Raw genomic sequence first — 21814 nt, 5'->3', positions numbered from 1 at the left:
TCCCAGTCGCTGGCGGCCACGGCGCTGTCGTACTTCTTCGCCAGTTCGTCCGCCTGCTGCTCGACGGCGGCGGCCTCGGCCGCCGCCGCGGCGGCGCGTTCGGCCTCGCGGTCGCCGCAACCGGACGTCGCCAGCGCACACGTGAGGGCCAGCAACAGGAGGGATGTCGTGTTCTTCTTCATCGGGAGATGCCTCGCTGGATCAACAGGGCGACCGCGGCCGCCACGTCGTCGGGTTTTTCCATGATGGACATATGGCCGCAACCGTCCAGTGAAACCTGGATCGCCTGCGGCATCTTTGCGGCGTAAAGGACCATCGCGCTGGGATCGATCACGCGGTCCTGCCGGCACCACAGCAACAGGGCGGGCTGGCGGATCAGCGCCGCACGCTCGCCGGGCAGGAAGCGCTCGTCGCTGCGCCCTATGCGGTCGAGCACGCGCTGTTCGAACGGCGCCTGTGCGATGCGCCAGTCGATCACCGCCTGCGAGGCGGGCCAGGGAATGGCGGGTTGCGTCGTGCGGTCGTGGAAGACCGTGTCCAGATAGCGCTGCAGCGATGCCGCATCGTGGACCGCGAAAGGATTCCCGCCCGCCAGCACGTCGATACCGAACGTGTTGTCCTTGAACCGCACGCCCGCCGCGTCGATCAGGCCGAGCCGCGCCACGAGGTCAGGATGATCGGCCGCGGTGATCGCGACGATGCCACCGCCCATCGAATGCCCCAGCAGCACGATCGGACTGCCATCGCGGCGGATCTCCCGCAGGAATGCCGCCAGTCGCGCGGCCTGCGCCTTGAAACCGTAATCGGCACCGCCCCGTCGCTGGCTTTCGCCCCACCCCGGCAGATCGGGAATGACCAGGCGGTAGTGCCCGCCCAACCGCTCCGCCAGCGGATACCAGTTCTCCTTGCTGCCGGTGAACCCATGCACCATCACCACGGTGGGCGCTGCAGGTGCCTCCGCCTCCCGTTCGTCGTACGCCCAGCGGTGGTCGCCGACCACGACGCGATGCTCGGACAGGCCGATCCACCATCCCTCCGCGGCCATGCCCACGCGCAGCGGTGCCATCGGATCACGCCACGTCCACAGCGCCAGCGCGCAAACAAGAACGGCCACCCCCAGGGCGGCCGTCCATGCGCGGGGCACGCGACGCCTCATGCGTCAGGGCGCCGCGGATGCCTTCGCCAGCAAGGCCTCGACCGATCCGGTCGTGATCGGGTGGTACCCCGGCCTGGCACGCGCGAAGCTCTCCTTGGCCAGCGCCAAGCCTTCGGGCGTCTTCACCAGTTCCTCGTAGATCGGCATGATCAGCTTGCGACGTCCTACGCGCTCGATGAACCGGGCGATCTCCGGACGCGCCTCGACGTAGCCGCTGCGGATGGTCAGCGGGTACCAGCGCATCGCGATCTCGCCGTTGGCGGTGCCGGTGAAGTGGTAGGCGTCGTCCAACTGCTTGAGCTGTTCGACGGTCAGCTTCTCGCCCATGCCTTCGAGGAAATGCACCCATTGCTGGGTGACCCATCCGCTGGTCAGCTGGGGATTGGGCAGTTGGCCGCTGCCCTGCCAGGCGATGCGCGCGGTATCGGTGTTGGAGAAGCCGCGCGACTGCACCTGCGGTGCGTTGGCCGGAATGCCCGTGCCGTACACCCACGCCTGGATTTCGGCATCGGTGACCAGGTTGGGATGCTTGTCGAACAGGTTCTTCTTCGCGTAGTCGAGGAACTGTTCGGTGGTGATGCTCTGGAATGCGAAGTGGTCGAAGTAGCCGCGCAGGAAGGCGTCGAACTCCTGGCGACCAAAGCGCTCCTCGAGGAACTGCAGGAACCAGGCGCCCTTGTCGTACGAGACCGCGCTGAGTGCATCATCCGCATCCAGCGTCGTGCCCGGCTTGACCGCCAGCGACTGCGTCGCCTCCGGCATCGTGCCGATTTCCTTCTTCAGGCTGTTGCGGGCGATGGAGTACTCCATGCTGGACGTCTCCTTGCCGTACAGCGCTTCGACGATGCGGTTCTCGACGTAGCTGGTGAAGCCTTCGTTGAGCCAGCCATGCTTGGCGCTGGAGAACGTCACCAGGTTGCCCGACCAGCTGTGCGCCAGCTCGTGCGCGATCAGCGAGACCAGCGTCTTGTCGCCGACGATCACGGTCGGGGTGATGAAGCTCAGGCGCGGGTTTTCCATGCCGCCGTACGGGAACGACGGCGGCAGCACCAGCATGTCGTAGCGGTCCCAGCGGTAGGGGCCGTACAGCTGCTCGGTGGCGGCGATCATCTTCTCGGTGTCTTCGAACTCCTTCGTGGCCTTGTCGACCATCGCCGGCTCGGCCCACACGCCGCTGCGCGCGGAGATCGGCTTGAAGACCAGGTCGCCGGCGGCGATCGCCATCAGGTACGACGGGATCTTCTGCGGCATCTTGAAGGTGTAGTCGCCATCACGCGCCGCGGCCGGATCGTTGTCAGCGCTCATCAGCACCATCACGTCCGGGCGCGAGGTCACGTGCGCGCTGTAGGTGTAGCGCACCTGCGGCGTGTCCTGCAGCGGGACCCAGCTGCGTGCATGGATCTGCTGCGACTGGCTGAACATGAAGGGCAGCTGCTTGCCCTCGGTCATCTCCGGCGTCAGCCACTGCAGGCCCGAAGCCTCCGGCGAACTGGTGTAGGTGACGCGGACCTTGGCGTTGCGTGCCGGCGTTTCGATGGTCAGCTTGCTGCCCAGCACCGCGTCCTTCGGGGCCAGGGCGTACTGCAGCGGCGCCCAGGCGCCATTGGCCTCGCCCTCGACCTTCGCGATGGTCAGGTCGCGCGTGTCCAGCACCAGGCGGGTAGCGGCCTTGTCCTTCCAGTCCAGCGTGTAGGTGGCGGTCCCGCCGATGGTCTTGGCGTCGAAATCGACCGCGATGTCCAGCGCCAGGTCGTCGATGGCCACTTTCTGCGGCTCGGCGTAGGAGTGCTCGTCGTGGTCGACGGGCGCAGCGGCGGCGGGCTTGGGCGTGGCGGCCACGGGGGCGGGTTCGGGTTCCTTGGAACAACCGGCCGCCAGCACGGCGGCGCAGGACAACAGCAAAGCCAGAGAACGCATCAGGGGACTTCCAGCGATACGGGGGAAGTGCCTAGTTTACCGCGCCGGGCCGGGGCTGCCTTGCCGTTGGCCGTCGGGCGCCTGCTCCGTGGCGCCTTGCAGGAGCGGGCCATGCCCGCGATGCCCTCGATCGGGGTGACGGAAAAGCATCGCGCCCATGCGGCGCTTCTGCAGAGCACTCGGCGCCTTTTTCAGACCTTGTAGCCGGTATGGATGGCCACGATGCCTGCGGACAGGTTCTTGTAACCGGTCCGCGCGAAGCCGGCCGCATCCATCATGCCCTGCAGTTCGGCCTGCGGCGGGTGCTTGCGGATGCTCTCGGCGAGGTACTGGTAACTGCCGGCGTCCTGCGCGAACAACTGCCCCAGCTTCGGCAGCACCTTGAACGAGTGGAAATCGTAGACCGGCTTGAACCAGTCGACGGTGACTTCGGAGAACTCGAGCACCCGCGCCTGCCCGCCGATCTTCAGCACGCGGTACATGTCGCGCAGCGCCGCTTCCTTGTCGGTCACGTTGCGCAGCCCGAAGGCGATGGTGACCAGGTCGAAACTCGCATCGGGGAAAGGCAGCGCTTCCGCGTTGCACTGCACGTACTCCAGCCCCTGCACCACGCCGCGATCGGTCATGCGGTCGCGGCCCACCGACAACATGCCGGCGTTGATGTCGCCCAGGATGATCTGGCCGGTATCGCCCACCCGATCCTTCAGCAACGCCGCGATGTCGCCCGTGCCACCCGCAAGGTCGAGCACGCGGTCGCCACGCTTCACCTGGCAGGTGCTGACGAAGTAGCGCTTCCACACCCGATGGATGCCGAGGCTCATCAGGTCGTTCATCAGGTCGTACTTGCCGGCGACCGACGTGAAGACTTCGCCCACCAGCTTCTGCTTGTCCTTGGCGGCGACGTCGCGGAAGCCGAAATGGGTGGTACCGCGTTCGTAGGGGGATTCGCTCATGGCCGGATTATCGCACTACCCGCCGTCGGCCGCCCACGCACGACGCGGCGGTGCAGCGCGCCCCACCCGGTTGCGCGATCGCGCGTGGCTCAGCGTTCCATCCAGGTGCACAGGGGCGCCACGCGCAACAACGACGGCAGCGCGTCGCAGGCGCGCCGGCGAGGCGGGGTCGCCGCGCGCGCGGCCGGGGTGGGGACCGACGGTGCCGGACGCGACGCCGGCGGCGAGGACGCCGCGACCGTCGCGGGACGCACCAGGACCGGCGCCGGCGAACTCATCGAGCGCGGCTTCGGCCCGATCCGCACGACGAAGCCGTCGGCCGTGGCGGAGACCACTTCCACCCAGTGCAGTTCATCGGGCGTATTCCAGCGTCCACCGACCTTCAGCATCGATCCTTCGTTGCTGGAATAGTTGGCCGCCGGCGTATCGCGATCGACGCTGTAGGCGATGCCGTAGTCTTCCAGCTTGTGGATGATCACGGCATCGCCCGCCAGCTTGGCCTCGTACGTGCCGGTACGGCGGCGCGCCTCCAGCGTGTAGATGACCGTCCTGTAGGGGTCGGGCTGCGCAGGCAGGGCCAGCACCACCAGCTGCGTGTTGGCCGTCTTCGACACGCTGCCGGCATCCAGCACGAACTCCATCGTGTCGCGATTGTCGGCAGCCACGACGCGCTTGCGCGCGGCGGGCAGCCAGCCGAGGCGCTCGCGCTGGTACATGTTCGGGTGCTTGGGCAGCAGACCGTACGTGGCGTCGCTGGTCGCATTGCGCCACGCGTCGCTCATCACGTCCCAGGGATTGTCGTACGTGTCGCTGTCGCCGTCGGAATTGTTGGAATGCGGCAGTCCGTAGCCGTGCCCCATCTCGTGTGCCAGCGGCGCGAGATTGGCGAACGACCACGGCGGACTCCACGTCACGCGCGTGCACGTGTAGACGCCATCCAGCGTGGTGCAGGCACCGCCGCCCCACGCATTGCCGTCCAGCTCGCCATTGAACATCAGGTTGACACCCTGGATGCCCGCGAACCCGACCTCGGCATCAGCCGCCGCGGCACAGTCGGCGAACAGTTCGGACAACTGCGCCTTCTGCTTGCCATTGACATCGGCCAGGTACGCGGAGCGCGGCTTCGGCAGCGTGTACCAGCCATGCGCGGAACTGCCGGCAAGGCTGACCTGGCCGTACGACACTTCGGACCAGTAATGGCCCAGCTGGCCCGGCGCGGTGCCGTACTGTTCCTGGAAATAGCTGCGCGGTTTCTGCTCGGCGTCGATGTCGGCGAACTTGCACATCAGCGTGATCCAGCGCGTTGCGCCCAGGATCGGCGCGGACGCCATGACGCGGCCGTCGGCTCCGGCTGCGAGCGCTCGCGGTTTCAGGGTGTCGGTGGGCACGATGGCGCTGATCGACGGCGCGACGCCGGCCGACGCCATCACCTTGGCGCCGGCGGCCACGTCGCCGTGCGCGGCGTACGACACCGCTACGCGGCGGTTGGCCAGCGCGTAGAGGTCGCCCGCCGCACGCTTGGCCTGCCCCACGTCCAGGCGCAGGCGCTGCCCTGGCCCCATGTCGAGCCACGCATCGAGGTGCGGCGCCGCCTGGACGCGACCGGGCAATGCACGCGGCGGATCCGCCCACTGCAGCTGCAGCGTTCCCTGCACCACCGTCTCCGCACGCAGCGGAAGATGCGGAACGATGCATCCGATGATCGACATTCCGACGGCGAACAGTGCGCGGCAACGCGTTCGCCGGATGTCGCCCGATCCGTTTGTGACCACGCGCGACCCCATTCATGGAAGCGGGTCGAAATGACGCCGCCATGGTCGGGTGTCGGCGGGAATCACGAGGTCTTGAGGGCGCGGAACCGCACGAACGCATGTTTCTCGCGCGGATGTTCCGAACTGYGATGCAGGTCAGCATTCGCGCGCGAACCGCCTTCGCTTTTCGTCGATCGGCGCCGTCGCGCGCCGCGTCGGGGATATCCGCATCACGTAGGGGAAACCCCTACGCGTCAGCGCTCGCGCACGCTGCAGTTGGCAGTTCTTCCACCCTGCCGCGCGCTGCATCGCGAGGGCGCCACGTCACGCCCGGCGGCATCGCGCCCCGGTGGCGTGGTGGTGGACGCGGGTGTCGATGACGCCGACACCGTGGCGGGCTTGACCAGCGCGGGCAATGGCCCGCCCGATACCCGCGCGGGGCCGACGGTCACCACGAAGCCGGTGGCGGTCTGCGCCTTGATCATGACCGCGTAGGAAGCATCGGGCGTGACCCAGCGCTCGCCCACCTTGAACATCGAGCCTTCGTTGTTCGAGCGGTTGGCCGGCGGCACGTCGGCATCGACACTGTAGGCGGTACCGGAACGTTCGATCTTGTGGATGATCACCGCATCGCCGGCGAGCCTGCCCTCGTACGTGCCCTCGCGCTTGCGAGCTTCCAGCGTGTAGACCACCGTCGCATAGGGATCGGGCTGGGGCGACAGCGAAAGCACCAGCATCTGCACGTTCGCCGACGCCGCCAGGTGCGCATAGTCCAGCGTGATGTCGCGGGTGGCCAGGTCGCCGAGCATGACGACCCGCTGGCGCGGCGCATCGACCCAGCTCAACCGGTTTCGCTGGAAGATGTTGATGTGCTTGGGGCGCGTGCCATAGGTCGCATCGCCCACCGCGTTGGACCAGCCATCGCTCATGACGTCCCAGGGATTGTCGTAGGTGTCGTCGTCCCCATCGGAATTGTCCGAGTGCGGCAAACCGTAGCCATGCCCCATTTCGTGCGCCAGCGGCGCGAGGTTGCCGAAGGACCAGGGGGGGTTCCAGGTGACCCGCTTGCACAGGCGCACGCCGCGCACCGTCGCGCAGCTCTGTCCGCCCCACGCATAGCCATCGAGCAGGCCATTGAACATCATGTTGATGCCGACCGGCGTACTCAGGTCGAGCGTCGCCGGCGCCGCGGACGCGCAGTCGGCGAACAGCTTGTTCAGATCCGCCTTCTCCTTGCCGTCGACCATGGTGACGTAGGTCGAGCGCGGGCTCGGCAGCACGTACCAACCATGCGCGGTGCTGCCGGTCAGGTTGATCTTGTTGTAGGACACCTCGCGCCAGTAGTGCCCGAGTTGGCCCACGCCCTCGCCGTACTGCGACTGGAAGAACGCCTGGTCCTTCTGCTCCTCTGCCACGTCGCTGAACTTGCACATCAGCGTCACCCAGCGCGTGGTCCCGCTGATGGGAGCGGCCGCCATCACCCGCTCGCTGGCGCCCTGCACCGGCGCGGACTGGGTGACGCGGTCCGCCGGCACGATGGCTTGGATCGCGGGCGCGGACGACATCACGCGACCCTGCGGCGCGAACGCCACGGCGACGCGGCGATTGGCCAGTACGTAGAGATCGCCGGCGGCCAGCTTCGCCTGCGCGGGATCGAGCGCGATGCGGCTGCCGTCGTCCCTGAGCAACGAGGCATTGAAGCGGGGCGCGAGCCGGGGCTGTCCTGCGGAAGCGCGCGGCGGGTCGCCCCACTCCAGTTGCAACAACCCCTGCTCGATCGTCTGCGCCTTCACACCCGCTGCCTGCGACAACACTAGCAGGAACCCCACCGCCAACCCGACGGCACGGCGCGATACGTCCTTGAATCCCCTTTTCACGCTCCCGACTCCCCTGGTCACCGTGCGCGTCACGCGGCACGTCGAGTGTTCTAACCAGTCCGGCGCACGCACGCCGTGAGTGGCATCACACTCTCCACCATGTGATGCTGCGCGCCCGACCACCCCGATCAACGCCGCCATGAGCACGACGCCCGACTATCGCGCCCTCCTCGAGACCGCCATCGCCGAAGCCCGCCAGGGCCTGGCCGAAGGGGGCATCCCGATCGGTGCCGCGCTCTACCACCAGGACGGCCGACTGCTGGGCTGCGGCCACAACCGCCGCGTCCAGGAAGGCGACCCTTCCGTGCACGGCGAAACCGATGCCTTCCGCAAGGCCGGCCGCCAGCGCCGCTACCGCGACACCATCATGGTCACCACGCTGGCCCCTTGCTGGTACTGCAGCGGGCTGGTGCGCCAGTTCAACATCGGCACGGTGGTCGTGGGGGAGTCGGTGACGTTCCAGGGCGGCATCTACTGGCTGCGCGAGTCCGGCGTCCAGGTCATTGATCTGCAGAGCGAGGAATGCATCACGATGCTCGGTGACTACATCCGCGCCAACCCCGAAGTGTGGAACGAGGACATCGGCGAGGACTGAGCCCGCCAGGCGCCGGATCAGGCGGGTTTCATCACCATCAGCCAGAAAATGGCGATGACGCTGAGGAAGGCCGGCCAACCCAGCCAGAACCACCACCGCATGGCGCGGTGATACGCAGGCGGCAGCGGCGCGCCATCCGCAACGGCACGCTGGGCGAGATTGCGCGCGCGGACCTGCAGCCACAGCACGGGCAACCAGCACGCGCCGATCACGAAGAACAGCATCAGCGCCGCCTTTACCCAGAAGACGTCCAGCGGCAGGCCGAGCAGATGCGTCAGCCAGATGCCCGTGGCGAGCTGCACGACCACCGCCGGCGCGGTGAAGCAGGCATCGGCGATCACCACCGTCCGCGCCGTCGCGGCGATCACGCGCGCATCGCTACGCAGGTGCGCGAGCCACATGAAGAACGCGATGCCCAGCCCGGTGCCGAACAGCAGCGTCGAAGCGAGGATATGGATCCACTTCACCCACAGGTAGGTCATCTCAGCGCCGCTCCGTCAGGACCCACAGCACCGCCAACGCCGGCAGCAGCACCAGATTCTTCGCCATGCCACCCAGCGGGTCCCACCACGAGGCAGGCACCAGGCCGCCCAGCACCAGCGTGTAGGCGAGCAACAAGAGCAGCATCGCGCCGACAGCGGTCCGCGATCGCCAACCACTCGCCAACCAGAGGCCGAGCACCAAGTCGGCCGCCCCACCCACGCGCGCCAGCATCACCGGATCCCAGGCCGCCAGCGGCGTATCCGCCGCGAGGCGCAGGATGTCTGCCGCCGGCGTGATGAAGCCGGCCAGCGCCGACAGCAGCCACAAGCCCACCACGGCCCAACGCAAGGCGGGCGCGAGGAAGTAGAGCTGCGCCTGCCAACGATCCTGCACCTGGCTGGGCGCCTGGCCCAGCGCCTCGGCGAGCGCGCGAGGCCGCAGGCCGAAAGTGGCCTCCAGCCGCTCTGTCGCATCCGGCGCGGTGGTATTGCCCCTTCGCAGCATGCGCCACATCGTCCGTCCCACCGGTCCGCGGCCCACCGCCTCCATCGTCGCCACGGCAAGCGACACGCAGGCCTCGGGCACGGCCACCACGCGCTCTCCGGGAATGCGCAGCCAACGTCGCCATTGCTGCTGGTAGTCGCGCAACGACATCGGCGTGGGGCCGCCCACTTCGTAAATCCCACTGACCGTGTCGTCGGCCGCGCGCGCGACCAGTTCGCCCAGATCCTCCGCCGCAACGGGCTGCACCTGCCATCGACCGTCGCCCGGCAGCCATTGCGCGCCGGGAAAGCCCGCCAATGCACGCAACAGCGAGGTTCCGCCGTAGGAGCCGCTTACCGTATAGACCACCGACGGACGCAGCACGACGGACGACAGCGCGAGCCCGCCGAGTTGTTCGTCGAAGCGATGTTTGGAGGCGATGAACGGCCCATCCTCGGGCAGGCCCAGAGCGGATACCTGCACGAAGCGCCTGATGCCGCGCGCCACGCAGGCCTTCGCAAGCGCCAGCGGCGCGGCCACGTGCACGACCTCGAAGGTCTGCCCCGCTTCCTCGCGGAGAATGCCTGCGGCGTTGACCACCGCCTCCACGCCGTCCAGCAGCGGCACCCAATCCTCCGGCAGCCGCATCGCCTGCAGGTCGCAAGGGCGTTCGTCATCTGCGAGCCGATTTCCCTTCGGCCGCACGGCCCGCAGGACGCGCCAGCCATGGCGGCGCAGCGCCGCCACCAGGTAGCCACCGATGAACCCCGCACCACCCACCACCAGCACCGTTCGTACCTTGCCGTCCGGAGATGCCTGCGAAGGGATTTGCATGCGGTCGTTCCGTGTCCGTCGAGGATGATGTGAAACGCGGGTGTCAGGCCTTGCGCACAAACTCCGACTTGAGCTTCATCGCGCCGATGCCATCGATCTTGCAGTCGATGTCGTGGTCGCCGTCGACCAGGCGGATGTTCTTGACCTTGGTGCCGACCTTCACCACCAGCGACGAACCTTTCACCTTCAGGTCCTTGATGACGGTGACGGTGTCGCCGTCCCGCAGTAGGTTGCCGTTCGCGTCCTTGATGACACGCGCTTCATCGCCGCCGCCGGCGGCATCGGCAGACCATTCGTGCCCGCACTCCGGGCACACCAGCTGCACGCCGTCCTCGTAGGTGTAGGCGGAAGCGCATTGCGGGCAAGGAGGCAGCGTACTCATGGGAAAGGAGAAGGAGTGCGGGGATGCATCGATTGTAACCGACGCCCCCCCTGCACCCCAGAAACGAAGAACCCGCCTCGCGCCGGGTTCGGGACTCAGAGGATGTAGCGGCTGAGGTCGGGGTCCTGCACCAGTTCGCCGAGATGCGCATCGACGTAGGCTCGATCGATGACCACGCTCTGGCCATCGCGGTCGGGCGCCTCGTAGCTCAGCGTGTCCAGCAGGCGCTCCAGCACCGTATGCAGGCGGCGCGCGCCGATGTTCTCCTGGCGCTCGTTGACCAGCGCGGCGATCTCGGCGAGACGGTCGATCGCATCATCGCTGAAACGCAACGCGACGCCTTCGGTCTTCATCAGTTCCACGTATTGCTTGCTGAGCGCCGCCTTCGGCTCGGTGAGGATGCGGATGAAGTCGTCCTTGCTCAGTGCCGACAGCTCGACGCGGATCGGGAAACGACCCTGCAGCTCCGGGATCAGGTCGCTCGGCTTGGCCAGGTGGAACGCGCCGGACGCGATGAACAGGATGTGGTCCGTCTTCACCGTGCCGTATTTGGTCGACACGTTGCTGCCTTCCACCAGCGGCAGCAGGTCGCGCTGCACGCCCTCGCGGCTGACATCGGCGCCGCCGACGTTGCCGCTGCGCTTGGCGACCTTGTCGATTTCGTCGATGAAGACGATGCCGTGCTGCTCGCAGGCCTCGATCGCGGCCGCACGGATGTCGTCCTCGTTGACCAGCTTGCCGGCTTCCTCTTCGACCAGCTGCGGGCGCGCCGCCTTGATCGTCACGGTGCGCTTGTGGGTCTTGCTGCCGCCCAGGTTGGAGAACATCTGGCGCAGTTGCTGGCCCATCTCCTCCATGCCCGGCGGGGTCATGATGTCGACGCCGACGTTGGCGGAGAGCTCGAGTTCGATCTCGCGCTCGTCCAGGTCGCCATTGCGCAGCTGGCGGCGCAGCTTCTGCCGGGTCTCGGATTCCTTCGACGACGGTTCCGCGCCGATGTCGACGGTGGTGGTGGCGGTGTTCGCGCCGAAGCCGAACCCGCCGCCGGCGCCCTCGCGACGCGGCAGCAGCGCGTCGAGGATGCGGTCTTCCGCACGCTCCTCGGCCTGGGTGCGCATGCGCGCCTTGGCCTGCTCGCGGTACATCTTCACCGCGGTATCGGCGAGGTCGCGGACGATCTGCTCGACGTCCTTGCCCACGTAACCGACTTCGGTGAAGCGTGTGGCTTCCACCTTCACGAATGGCGCATTCGCCAGCGTCGCCAGGCGCCGCGCGATCTCGGTCTTGCCGACGCCGGTGGGGCCGATCAGCAGGATGTTCTTCGGCATCACCTCGTTGCGCAGGCTGGTGTCCAGCTGCATGCGGCGCCAGCGGTTTCGCAGCGCGATGGCCACCGCGCGCTTGGCCGCGTGCTGGCCGACGATATGACGGTCGAGTTCCTGCACGATCTCGCGCGGGGTCATCGTGGATGAAGTGTTTTCTGTCATGGCGATGTAGTCGTTGGGATGCGAGCGGGCGTCGGAGCTCAGAGCTCTTCGACCACCACGTTGCGGTTGGTGTAGATGCAGATGTCGCCGGCGATGTTCAGCGACTCGACGGCGATGGACTTCGCATCGAGCTCGGTGTGGGCGAGCAGCGCGCGCGCGGCGGACAACGCGTAGGAACCGCCCGAGCCGATGGCGATGATGCCGTCCTCCGGCTCGATGACGTCGCCGGTGCCACTGATGATCAGCGAGGTTTCCTTGTCGGCGACGGCGAGCAGCGCTTCGAGCTTGCCCAGGCGGCGCTCGGTACGCCAGTCCTTCGCCAATTCCACGGCCGCGCGTGTCAGCTGGCCGTGCTTCTCCAGCTTGGCCTCGAACAGTTCGAACAGCGTGAACGCATCCGCCGCGGCGCCGGCGAAACCCGCCAGCACCTGGCCATCGCGACCGAGCCGGCGCACCTTGCGCGCGTTGCCTTTCATGACCGTGTGGCCCAGCGTCACCTGGCCATCGCCCGCGACGGCGACATGCCCGTTGCGGCGCACGGACAGGATGGTGGTGGCGTGGAAGACGTTCGGATTCTGGCTGGGGTCCATGGAGGCCTCCGGGGTGTTCCCCCAGAGGTGGGGACGCCGCTCCGCGGTTCAAGCATGGCCTTTGGAAGCAACCCGGGGCCGTAGGCTGGGATGGAGCGAAGCGCAATCCCAGCAACCCGGCGATGTCGGAGGCACGCGCTGGGATTACGCGTTGCTCCATCCCAGCCTACGGCTCTACGGCTTTCCTATTTCTTGCGCTTGGCCCGCGGATGCGCAGCGTCGTAGACCTTGGCCAGGTGCTGGAAGTCCAGGTGCGTGTAGATCTGCGTGGTCGCGATGTCGGCGTGGCCCAGCAGCTCCTGCACGCCACGCAGGTCACCCGAGGATTCGAGGATGTGGCTGGCGAAACTGTGACGCAGCATGTGCGGGTGTACGTGCTTGAACAGGCCTTGCCGCTGCGCCAGCTGCTTGATGCGGATCTGCACGGCGCGTTGCGAAAGGGGACCCTCGGCACGGCCGGGGAAGACGAAGCCCTCGTTGCCGGACGGTCGCTCCTGTCGCCATTCGGCCAGCGCGTTGCGCGCATGCGAGCCGACCGGCACCTTGCGCTCCTTGCTGCCCTTGCCCAGCACGGTGACCATGCCACCGGCCATGTCCAGGTCGCGCCACCGCAGGGCGCACAGCTCGCTCAAGCGCAAGCCGGACGAATAGAAGAGTTCGAGCAGTGCGCGGTCGCGCTTGCCCAGGGGTGCATCGGTCGGCACCTCGACCAACCGGACGGCCTCGTCGGCATCGAGCACCTGCGGCAGCTTGCGCGGCGCCTTGGGTGCGCGCAGCGCTGCGGCGGGACTCGCGGCCACGCGGCCATGTTTCAACAGCCACTGGTAGTAGCTGCGACACGCCGAGAGCCGCCGCTGCAGGCTTTTCGGCGACAACCCACGACGGTGCTCGCTGGCGACGAACGTGCGCAGCTGCTCCGCATGCACCTCCACCAGGTGGGCAATGCCCTGGGCCTGTGCCCATTCCGTCAACGCGGCGAGGTCACGCCGGTACGCGTCCAGCGTATGCGCAGAGACGCGGCGCTCGACCTCGAGATGGGCAAGGAAGTCGGCGACTGCGTACATTCCGGTGGTCCGTCATTCCCGCAACGGGCGTCAGCGCGCGCTCAACCATCGAACCGCTTCAGCGCCGTCACCAGCGTCTCGCCCATCATGCGCAGGAACAGCGTGCCCATGCCGGGGTAGAAACGGTTGCCATCGCGGCTGCCGACGGCGACCAGGCCGATGCCGGGCAAGGGCAGCAGCGCCGAGGACGCCACTTCTTCCGCGCGCGCGCCATACAGCAGCACATGCTTCTCAGGTTGCAGGCGCCCGCAGATCGGCTCGCCGTCGCGCAGGCAGTCGCGGAAAGGGGCCATGTGCGGGTTGTCGGCCGGGATGACCTGCAGCCACTCGCCTTCGTCCAGCCCGGCCACTGGCTGCAGCAGCACGATGCTGACGCGGTCGCCGTTGAAGTCTTCGGCCAGCGACGCCGCCATCGCGCGCACGGTGTCGGCCGCGGTGTTCTGTTTCATGAGCGTGAGCGCCAGCTGGTGCGTGCGCACGGCCAGGCGCTCGTTTTCCTGTGCATTGGCGAACAGGTCGCCGAGGCGCTTGGACAACTCGCGGTTCTTGTCGCGCAAGACTTCCAGCTGATAGCTGGCCAGCGACGCCGTGGGGCCTTCGTCGCGCGGTACCACCATGCTCAGCGCGAGGTCGGGGAACTGCTTCAGGAAAGTCGGGTGGCGACGCAGCCACGCTGCGACCTCGTGGGCGCCCAGTTTTTCGAGTGTCTCGCTCATGCTTTCCATTCCCCTTCGAATACGAATGCCGCCGGCCCGGACATGATGACCTGCGCGTCGTCGGACGGCCAGCGGATGCGGAGCTCGCCACCCGGCAGCACGATGGCGACGTCGCGATCCACGCGACCTCGACGGATCAGCACGGCCGCGGCCGCACAGGCGCCGCTGCCGCAGGCCAGGGTCTCGCCCACGCCGCGCTCGTACACGCGCAGGCCTACGCGATCGCGCGCGACCACTTCGGCGAACCCGACGTTGACCGATTCCGGGAAGTGCCACGAGCGTTGCAGCAAGGGGCCGTAGTGCAGCACCGGGGCGGCATCGACGGACGGGACCTCGATCACCGCGTGTGGGTTGCCCATCGACACCGCGCCGAAGCGTACCCGCACGCCTTCGTCCACATCCGCGTCGTACTCGGCGCGCGCGTCGTCGAAGCCGCGGAGGGGAATGCGCGCCGGCACGAACTCGGGGACGCCCATCGCAACCGCATAGCGATCATCGGCGAGGCGCTCCACCGCGTGCGCTGCCACGGGGCTGTCGACCTGGAAGACCACGTCACCTGCAGCGCCATCGCGCACCAGCCATGCCGCCACGCAGCGCGCCCCGTTGCCGCATTGCTGGGAAGGCGAGCCGTCCGCATTCCAGATGCGGTAGGCCGCGACCGCGCCGGCGCTGCGAGGGGGTTCGATGGTCAGGATCTGGTCGCAGCCCACGCCGCGGTGACGATCGGCGRGCGATGCGGCCAGCGCGGCATCCGGGGGCGGCAGGCCGTCGCGCAGGTCCAGTACGACGAAGTCGTTGCCGGCCCCATGCATCTTGGTGAAACGCATCGACGTGCTCCGCGCGTGCGTCGACTCAGCCATTCCCGTCGGTGGCGGGCACCGTCGCGGGGTCGATCGGCGGGTCGGCGGGGACGCCATCGGTCGCAGGCGGCACGGCGTCGGCGGGGGCCACGGGCGCTTCTTCGACCGGCTTCTCCGGCATGAACAGCGGGCCCTTGGCACCGCAGGCGGAGAGGACCGCCATCACGGCGGCGGCAAGGACAAGGCGGACATTCCGGTTCATGGCGCGAGTATAGCCACAGCCCGATGAATGCGGTGGACGCTCAGTCGGGGCGTGGTGGCTCGGGACGCCGCCACAGCCATGCGTCGACCGTGGCCATGCACGCAAGGGGAAGCGCGACCATCCACCACCGGTGCGATCCGGTCCACAGCATCAGCGTGACCAGGAGGGCGGCACAGGCGAGCATCGCCCACGTCGCCGCCCACTTGGCGCGCCGCGACACCGCGCGATGCAGGTGCCAGTCGTGGATCATCGGGCCGAAACGCGGGTGCGTGACCAGGTAACGATGCAACCGGTCCGAACCGCGCGAGGCCGCATAGGCCGCGATCAGGATGAAGACCGTCGTCGGCAACCCGGGCACGAACACGCCGAGGATGCCCATGCCCAGGCTGGCGTACGCCAGCAGCCACCAAGCCCAGCGGAACCGGGCGGGCCTGGGATCGGGCATATCGCGGGGTCTGGGGGAAGACGTATCGGGCACCGCGCCCTTGTACCCCAAATCCGCCGCCGATGGCGCGAACACGACGTGCGCGCAGCGGACGACCGCGCCCCACCTCGCCATGGCCCACCTCTCCGTTCCGCTGCTGTTCTCCCCGGGTTATCGGCGGGAGGGCCGCAACACTGGAGCGCCGCTCATCGGCTGGCCGTGAAAAAGAAAAAAGCCGGGTTGCCCCGGCTTTCTTCGTGCTCGCATGGCGGCTTACTTCGACGCCACGCCCAGCTGGTCGAGCATGAAGGCGTACATCTCCGCGCGCTCGCGATACTGGCGGAAACGGCCGGACTTGCCGCCGTGGCCGGCTTCCATGTTGGTGCGGAACACGACCGTATTCTTGCTGGTGTTCAGGTCGCGCAGGCGGGCGACGTACTTGGCCGGCTCCCAGTACTGCACCTGCGAATCCCACAGGCCGGTGCCGACGAACATCGCCGGATAGGCCTTGGCCTGCAGGTTGTCGTAGGGCGAATACGTGAGGATGTAGTCGTAGTAGCCCTTCTCTTCCGGATTGCCCCACTCGTCGTACTCATTGGTGGTCAGCGGAATGGTGGGGTCCAGCATCGTCGTGACGACGTCGACGAACGGCACCAAGGTCAGGATGACCTTGTACTTCTCGGGCGCCATGTTCGACACCGCGCCCATCAGCAGGCCACCGGCGCTGCCGCCCATCGCGGCCACGCGGTCCTTGGCGGCATAGCCTTCCTTCACCAGGTAGTCGGTGACATCGATGAAATCGGTGAAGGTGTTGACCTTGTTGTAGAGCTTGCCGTCGTCGTACCACGCGCGGCCCATTTCCTGGCCGCCGCGGATATGGGCAAGCGCGTAGACCACGCCCCGGTCCAGCAGGCTGACGTTGGTGATGCTGAAGTTCGGATCCATCGACGCGCCATAGCTGCCGTAGGCGTACTGCAGCATCGGCGCCTTGCCGTCGCGGGCGACGTCCTTGCGGTACACCAGCGTCACCGGGATTTTCGTCTTGCCGTCGCGGGCCGGTGCCCACACGCGCTCGGTCACGTACTTCGAGGCGTCGTAGCCGGGCACGGGCTGCTGCTTCAGCTGGCGGCGCTCGCCGGTCTTGGTGTTGATCTCGTAGGTCGTCGCCGGCGTGGTCATCGACGTGTAGCTGTAACGCAGCCAGTCGGTGCCGGTTTCCGGATTGGCCGACAGCCCCATCGAGTACGCCGGCTCGTCGGCCTTGACGTAGTCGCTGCTGCCGTCTGCCTTGATCACGCGCAGGCTCTCCAGCGCATTGGCGCGTTCGGCCACCACGCTGAAACCGTCGAACAGTTCGAAGCCCTCGACGAACACGTCATTGCGGTGCGCGATCCAGTCCTTCCAGTCCTTGCGCGAGGTCGAATCGGTCGGCGCGGTCACGATCTTGAAGTTGGTCGCGCCATCGGCATTCGTGCGGATAACCCAACGGTCGCCGAGGTGGTCGGCTTGGTATTCCACATCGCGCTCGCGCGGGGCCAGCACGGTGAACACGCCCGGGCTCGCGGCCGGCGTGCAGCGCATCTCGGACGACACGGTGCTCTCGACGCTGATGCAGATGAACTTGTCGTCGCGGCTGCGGCCGATGCCCATGTAGAAGCTGTCGTCTTCTTCTTCGTAGACCAGCGAGTCCTGGCTGGCCGGCGTGCCCAGCACATGCGACTTCACCCGTTTGCTGAGCAGGGTCTCGGGGTCCTTGTCGACGTAGAACAGCGTGCGGCCGTCGTCCGACCACACCAGGTTCGGTTCGGCGTTGGTGACCGTATCCGGCAGGAGTTCACCGGTGTCCAGGTTCTTGAAGCGGATCGTGTACTGGCGGCGGCCATTGGTATCGTCGGCGTAGGCGAGCAGGCGGTTGTCCTGGCTGACCTCGTAGTCGCCGACGTTGTAGTAGTCCTTGCCGGCGCCCAGCGCATTGACGTCCAGCAGCACCTGCTCGCCGGCGAAATCGCCGGCCTCGTTGGCCTTCTGGATGGAGACCGCATCCATGCCCGGGGCGTCCTTGCGGCGCGCATGCACCGGATAGTCCTTGCCGGTCACGAAGCGCGCGTAATACCACCAGCCGCGCTCGCGGTAAGGCACGCTCGCATCGTCCTGCTTGATGCGGGCGACGACCTCGTCGTACAGCTTGTCCTCCAGCGGCTTCAACGGCGCCATCACCGCGTCGGTGTAGGCGTTCTCGGCGTTGAGGTACGCCAGCATCTCCTTGTTCTCGCGCTTGTCGTCGCGCAGCCAGTAATACTCGTCGTTGCGCTCGGCACCGTGGGGCGCCTTCACCACGTGCGGCTTCTTGGCCACGTCGGGCGGGGTGGCGCTGGCGGCAAGCGCGGAGGTGATCGGTGTGCTCATCAGGACGGTCGCGGCAAGCAGGAAGGAAGTCGGCTTCATGGATGGGGTCCGGGATTGCGGGTTGCAATGGCAGCGCCCCTCCGCGAGGGAGGGGCGCCAGGCACTTACTTGGACAGTTGTTGCCAGAGGAAGGTGTAGGCCAACGCGCTCATGTGCGCGGCCTGGGCGTTGTTCGCCGCGCCGCCATGGCCACCCTCGATGTTTTCGTAGTAGCGCACGTCCTTGCCGGCGTCCAGCATCATGGCCGCCATCTTGCGGGCATGGCCGGGATGCACGCGGTCATCGCGCGTCGAGGTCATGAACAGGGTCGGCGGATAGTCCTTCTTCGCGTCGAACAGGTGGTACGGCGAGAAGGTCTTGATGAACTCCCAGTCGGACGTGTCGGGATTGCCGTACTCGGCCATCCACGACGCACCGGCCAGCAGGTGGCTGTAGCGCTTCATGTCCAGCAGCGGGACCTGCACCACCACCGCACCGAACAGTTCCGGGTATTGCGTGAGCATGTTGCCGGTCAGCAGGCCGCCGTTGCTGCCGCCCTGGATGCCCAGGTGCTTCGGCGAGGTGATCTTGCGGGCGATCAGGTCCTGCGCGACCGCCGCGAAGTCCTCATAGGCCTTGTGGCGATTGGCCTTCAGCGCCGCCTGGTGCCAGCGCGGACCGTACTCGCCACCGCCACGGATGTTGGCGACCGCGTACACGCCGCCCTTCTCCAGCCAGCCCTTGCCGACACCGCCGGAGTAACCCGGGGTCATCGAGATCTCGAAGCCGCCGTAACCGTACAGCAGCGTCGGCGTGCTGCCGTCGTACTTCAGGTTGTCCGGGCGCACGAGGAAGTACGGAATCTTGGTGCCGTCCTTGGACGTGGCGAAGTGCTGTTCGATCTTCTTGCCCGAGGCATCGAAGAAGGCCGGCATCGACTTCAGCTGTTCCGGCTGCTGGCCCAGTTCGACCAGCGACAGCGTGGTCGGGGTCAGGTAGTCGGTGACGGTCATCCACACCGCATCGCTGTCGTCGCTGTCGACCGCACTGACACTGATGGTGCCGAAGCCCGGCGCGCCGGTGAAGGCGCTGGTCTTCCACCCCGTCGCCGACGGCGTCAGGATGCTGAGCTTGTTCTTGACGTCGTCCAGCACGTTCAGCACGACGTGGTTCCTGGTGACCGACATGCCGGCGAGCGAGGTCGTCGGGGTCGGTTCGAAGAGCACGTCGAACGTGCGCTTGCCGGCCATGAAGTCGTCGAACTTCGCTGCCAGCAGCGAGCCTGCCGCATAGGTCTTGCCACCGACGGTCCACCGCTCGCGCAGTTCCAGCGTCAGCCACTCGCGGAACACGCCCTTGTTGGCGGAGTTCGGCGCGTCGACCTTGGCCAGCGTGCCGTCGGCGCGACGGAGGTAGAGCTCGTCGTTGTAGAACGCCAGCGTGCGGCTGACGAAATCGCGCTGGAAGCCCGGCGTGTCGTCGTGGTACGCGGCGATGTACATGTCGTCCGGCTTGCCTTCGTAGACGACCTTCGCGCTGTCCAGCGGCGTGCCGCGCTTCCACTCCTTGACGATGCGCGGGTAGCCCGAGCTGGTCATGCTGCCCGCACCGAAGTCGGTGTAGACGTAGACGGTGTCGGCGTCCTTCCAGCCCAGCGCGCCCTTGGCTTCGGGACGGTAGAACCCGTCGGCCAGGAATTTCTTGTTGGTCAGGTCGAACTCGCGGGTCTCATCGGCATCGGCCCCGCCGCGCGACAGCGCGATCAGGCAGCGCGCGTAGTCGGGCTTGCGGCAGTCGGCGCCGTGCCAGACCCAGTTCTTGCCCTCGGCCTTGTTCAGCGCGTCCAGGTCGAGCACGGTCTCCCACTGCGGCTGGGCCTTGCGGTACTCGGCCAGGGTGGTGCGCCGCCACAGGCCGCGCTCGTGCTGCTGGTCCTTCCAGAAGTTGTAGTAGTAGTCGCCGATCTTCTGCACGCCGGGGATCTTGGCGTCGGAATCGAGGATGGCGCGGATGTCCGCTTCCAGCTGCTTGAAGGCCGGGGTCGAGGCGATCTCGGCCTCGGCCTTGGCATTGACGCCCTTCACCCAGTCGAGCTGTTTCTGGCCCTCGACGTCTTCCAGCCAGGCATACGGGTCGTTGGACACGTCAGCCTCCTTGGCGTGCGCGGGGGCGGACAGGGCGCCCGCTACAGCGAGGCCGGCGGCCAGGCAGGCGTGGGTGAGTCTGGGCATGAGGGGTGGCTCCGGAGGTGCAGTTCATGAACATGTCACGCTAGCACAAGGCCCGGAGGCCACCCCCTGCCGAAGGTCAGGCCGCCCGGGACAGACGCGCTGGCGCGGATCGCAGCCGGCGCGCCTGCGGACCGCGACGACGCCGCGATGACGCTGCGACGGCAGCAAGCCCCGGCAACCTGAACCGGTGCAGGGCCCACCATGCCACGGTGGGCATCCCCACCAGCCACAACGGCAGCCAACCCAGCGCGTCGGTGCTGGCGCGCGCCAGCGGCAGCAGCAGTACCAGCGCCACGCCGGTCAGGACCAGCCTGCGCAGCATGCGATCCAGCGTCGCATCGGGACGGTCGGACGATGCCGCGACGGAAGAGACGGAGGAAACGAAGGACATGGCGATGAACTCCTGTGACGTGATGTCGGCTGGACGTCACAGTCGCGCAGGTCCATCTCACGCGTTGCGACATCAGCGGTTAACATCTCCGTCGCATCCTGATGGCTAGCGTGTCCGTATGACGGGGAGAACGGAGTTCCACATGCCCATGCTTTTGTTTTCCCGTGCCGCCCGCTTCGTCCTGTCCGCGTGCCTGCTCTTCGTGGTCGCCGGTTGCGGGCATCGTGGCGCAGTCAGGGAGGATCCCGCGGCCATCGACCTGCCGCGCCTCATGGGTACGTGGCGCGTGATCGCGCACATCCCGTACTTTGCCGAGCGTGGCCACGTGGCGGCGCGGTACGAGTACGCACTGCGCGACACGGACAAGGTCGCCGTGGCCTACCACTACCGGGAAAGCTTCGACGCGCCCGAGCAACAGCGCGATGCACGTGCATCGGTGAAGAAAGACAGCGGCAACCGCGAATGGACCCTCTGGTTCGTCGGCGTCGTGCCGGCCAAGTGGCGCATCGTCGAGGTGGCGCCGGACTACTCCTGGGTGATGGCGGACTATCCCGGCCGCGACATGGGCTGGATCCTCGCGCGGGACGCCACCATGGATGATGCCACCTACCAGGAGCTGGTCAGGAAAGCGCGTGACCATGGCATCAATGCGCGCCAGCTGGTACGCGTGCCGCAGGTGCCGGATCAGGTGGGGACGCCGGGGTTCGGAGCGCCGAAGGAGCCGTGACGAGCGGATCGAGGGAAACCGCTCACGTGCGAGCAACGCAAGTCGCGAAGTTTTTCAGTCCATCCGGAAGGTGGTCGCGACTTACTTCGCTCCCACGCCCGTATCACCTGCGGCGTTACTTCTTCTCGTAGTTCGACAGGGCCAGCTCCAGCAGTGCCTTCGCCTGCTCGCGCAGCACGGCAGGCTCGACGATCTCGGCATCGGCGCCGTAATGCAGGATGTCCATCAGCAGCTCGCGAGAGACGCTGTAGGGGATCTTCAGTTCGTAACGGCCATCCGGCAGGTGCCGGCCCTGTTGCTTCGAGT

Annotated in this window: 21 protein-coding genes and 1 pseudogene; 2 read left to right on the top strand and 20 right to left on the bottom strand. The window is 67.3% G+C overall.

The window, feature by feature from the left end; all coding sequences use genetic code 11:
- The 6 genes and pseudogenes from AC04L7_RS00945 to AC04L7_RS00920 form a co-directional block, all read right to left on the bottom strand.
- Nucleotides 1-182 (bottom strand): annotated as a pseudogene (locus tag AC04L7_RS00945) (hypothetical protein); the annotation flags it as partial.
- Nucleotides 179-1144, bottom strand: a complete 966-nt coding sequence (locus tag AC04L7_RS00940; RefSeq protein WP_435996595.1) for an alpha/beta fold hydrolase — start codon at nucleotides 1142-1144, stop codon at nucleotides 179-181. The pseudogene AC04L7_RS00945 and the gene AC04L7_RS00940, both read right to left, overlap by 4 nt.
- Before the next feature lie 15 nt (nucleotides 1145-1159).
- The gene (locus AC04L7_RS00935) at nucleotides 1160-3073 is read right to left on the bottom strand and encodes a M1 family metallopeptidase (protein ID WP_435996593.1); all 1914 of its coding nucleotides are present in this window, start codon (nucleotides 3071-3073) and stop codon (nucleotides 1160-1162) included.
- Nucleotides 3074-3264: 191 nt separating this feature from the next.
- Complete coding sequence (ubiE, locus tag AC04L7_RS00930) at nucleotides 3265-4026, bottom strand: bifunctional demethylmenaquinone methyltransferase/2-methoxy-6-polyprenyl-1,4-benzoquinol methylase UbiE (RefSeq protein ID WP_296279245.1); 762 nt, start codon at nucleotides 4024-4026, stop codon at nucleotides 3265-3267.
- Between the two features lie 89 nt (nucleotides 4027-4115).
- Complete coding sequence (locus AC04L7_RS00925) at nucleotides 4116-5735, bottom strand: metallopeptidase domain-containing protein (RefSeq protein WP_435996591.1); 1620 nt, start codon at nucleotides 5733-5735, stop codon at nucleotides 4116-4118.
- 296 nt (nucleotides 5736-6031) lie between these two features.
- On the bottom strand, nucleotides 6032-7654 hold the full coding sequence (locus AC04L7_RS00920; protein ID WP_435996589.1) for a metallopeptidase domain-containing protein: 1623 nt from the start codon (nucleotides 7652-7654) through the stop codon (nucleotides 6032-6034).
- Between the two features lie 139 nt (nucleotides 7655-7793).
- Between AC04L7_RS00920 and AC04L7_RS00915 the strand changes: the two genes are divergently transcribed.
- Nucleotides 7794-8249: a nucleoside deaminase gene (locus tag AC04L7_RS00915; protein ID WP_435996587.1), complete on the top strand. Its 456-nt coding sequence runs from the start codon at nucleotides 7794-7796 to the stop codon at nucleotides 8247-8249.
- A 17-nt stretch (nucleotides 8250-8266) separates the two neighbouring features.
- Here AC04L7_RS00915 and AC04L7_RS00910 read toward each other — a convergent pair whose 3' ends face one another.
- The 13 genes from AC04L7_RS00910 to AC04L7_RS00850 form a co-directional block, all read right to left on the bottom strand.
- Complete coding sequence (locus AC04L7_RS00910) at nucleotides 8267-8731, bottom strand: DUF2269 family protein (RefSeq protein ID WP_435996585.1); 465 nt, start codon at nucleotides 8729-8731, stop codon at nucleotides 8267-8269.
- Between the two features lies 1 nt (nucleotide 8732).
- A complete protein-coding gene (locus AC04L7_RS00905; protein WP_435996583.1) occupies nucleotides 8733-10049 on the bottom strand; it encodes a DoxX-like family protein in 1317 nt (438 codons plus the stop codon).
- A gap of 43 nt (nucleotides 10050-10092) precedes the next feature.
- Complete coding sequence (locus tag AC04L7_RS00900) at nucleotides 10093-10431, bottom strand: zinc ribbon domain-containing protein YjdM (RefSeq protein ID WP_435996581.1); 339 nt, start codon at nucleotides 10429-10431, stop codon at nucleotides 10093-10095.
- Between the two features lie 95 nt (nucleotides 10432-10526).
- A complete protein-coding gene (gene hslU / locus AC04L7_RS00895) occupies nucleotides 10527-11918 on the bottom strand; it encodes an ATP-dependent protease ATPase subunit HslU (protein ID WP_435996579.1) in 1392 nt (463 codons plus the stop codon).
- A gap of 38 nt (nucleotides 11919-11956) precedes the next feature.
- Nucleotides 11957-12508, bottom strand: a complete 552-nt coding sequence (gene hslV / locus AC04L7_RS00890; RefSeq protein WP_056879246.1) for an ATP-dependent protease subunit HslV — start codon at nucleotides 12506-12508, stop codon at nucleotides 11957-11959.
- A 185-nt stretch (nucleotides 12509-12693) separates the two neighbouring features.
- Nucleotides 12694-13572 carry a tyrosine recombinase XerC gene (gene xerC / locus AC04L7_RS00885; protein WP_296279237.1) on the bottom strand — a complete coding sequence of 293 codons (879 nt, stop codon included), beginning with the start codon at nucleotides 13570-13572 and terminating at the stop codon, nucleotides 12694-12696.
- 41 nt (nucleotides 13573-13613) lie between these two features.
- Nucleotides 13614-14288, bottom strand: coding sequence for a DUF484 family protein (locus tag AC04L7_RS00880; protein ID WP_299344317.1), 675 nt, complete (start codon nucleotides 14286-14288; stop codon nucleotides 13614-13616).
- Complete coding sequence (dapF, locus tag AC04L7_RS00875; RefSeq protein ID WP_475512381.1) at nucleotides 14285-15148, bottom strand: diaminopimelate epimerase; 864 nt, start codon at nucleotides 15146-15148, stop codon at nucleotides 14285-14287. The genes AC04L7_RS00880 and dapF overlap by 4 nt, the downstream gene beginning before the upstream one ends.
- Nucleotides 15141-15350 (bottom strand): LPS translocon maturation chaperone LptM, encoded by a 210-nt coding sequence (gene lptM, locus AC04L7_RS00870; RefSeq protein ID WP_435996573.1) that lies wholly within the window; start codon nucleotides 15348-15350, stop codon nucleotides 15141-15143. The genes dapF and lptM overlap by 8 nt, the downstream gene beginning before the upstream one ends.
- A 40-nt stretch (nucleotides 15351-15390) precedes the next feature.
- Nucleotides 15391-15795, bottom strand: coding sequence for a YbaN family protein (locus AC04L7_RS00865; RefSeq protein ID WP_435996571.1), 405 nt, complete (start codon nucleotides 15793-15795; stop codon nucleotides 15391-15393).
- Between the two features lie 252 nt (nucleotides 15796-16047).
- Complete coding sequence (locus tag AC04L7_RS00860; protein WP_435996569.1) at nucleotides 16048-18219, bottom strand: S9 family peptidase; 2172 nt, start codon at nucleotides 18217-18219, stop codon at nucleotides 16048-16050.
- Nucleotides 18220-18284: 65 nt separating this feature from the next.
- On the bottom strand, nucleotides 18285-20390 hold the full coding sequence (locus AC04L7_RS00855) for a prolyl oligopeptidase family serine peptidase (protein ID WP_435996567.1): 2106 nt from the start codon (nucleotides 20388-20390) through the stop codon (nucleotides 18285-18287).
- Nucleotides 20391-20466: 76 nt separating this feature from the next.
- Nucleotides 20467-20781 carry a hypothetical protein gene (locus AC04L7_RS00850; RefSeq protein WP_435996565.1) on the bottom strand — a complete coding sequence of 105 codons (315 nt, stop codon included), beginning with the start codon at nucleotides 20779-20781 and terminating at the stop codon, nucleotides 20467-20469.
- 142 nt (nucleotides 20782-20923) lie between these two features.
- On the opposite strand from AC04L7_RS00850, the gene AC04L7_RS00845 reads away from it, so the two are divergent.
- On the top strand, nucleotides 20924-21508 hold the full coding sequence (locus AC04L7_RS00845) for a lipocalin family protein (protein ID WP_299344299.1): 585 nt from the start codon (nucleotides 20924-20926) through the stop codon (nucleotides 21506-21508).
- Between the two features lie 115 nt (nucleotides 21509-21623).
- Here AC04L7_RS00845 and AC04L7_RS00840 read toward each other — a convergent pair.
- On the bottom strand, nucleotides 21624-21814 hold a 191-nt coding region (locus tag AC04L7_RS00840), incomplete at its 5' end, for a WCX domain-containing protein (RefSeq protein ID WP_475512380.1).

The sequence above is a fragment of the Pseudoxanthomonas sp. LjRoot204_2 genome (assembly GCF_056175765.1).
The sequence above is the reverse complement of the archived record's forward strand: the minus strand, read 5'-3'. Positions and strand labels throughout refer to the sequence as shown.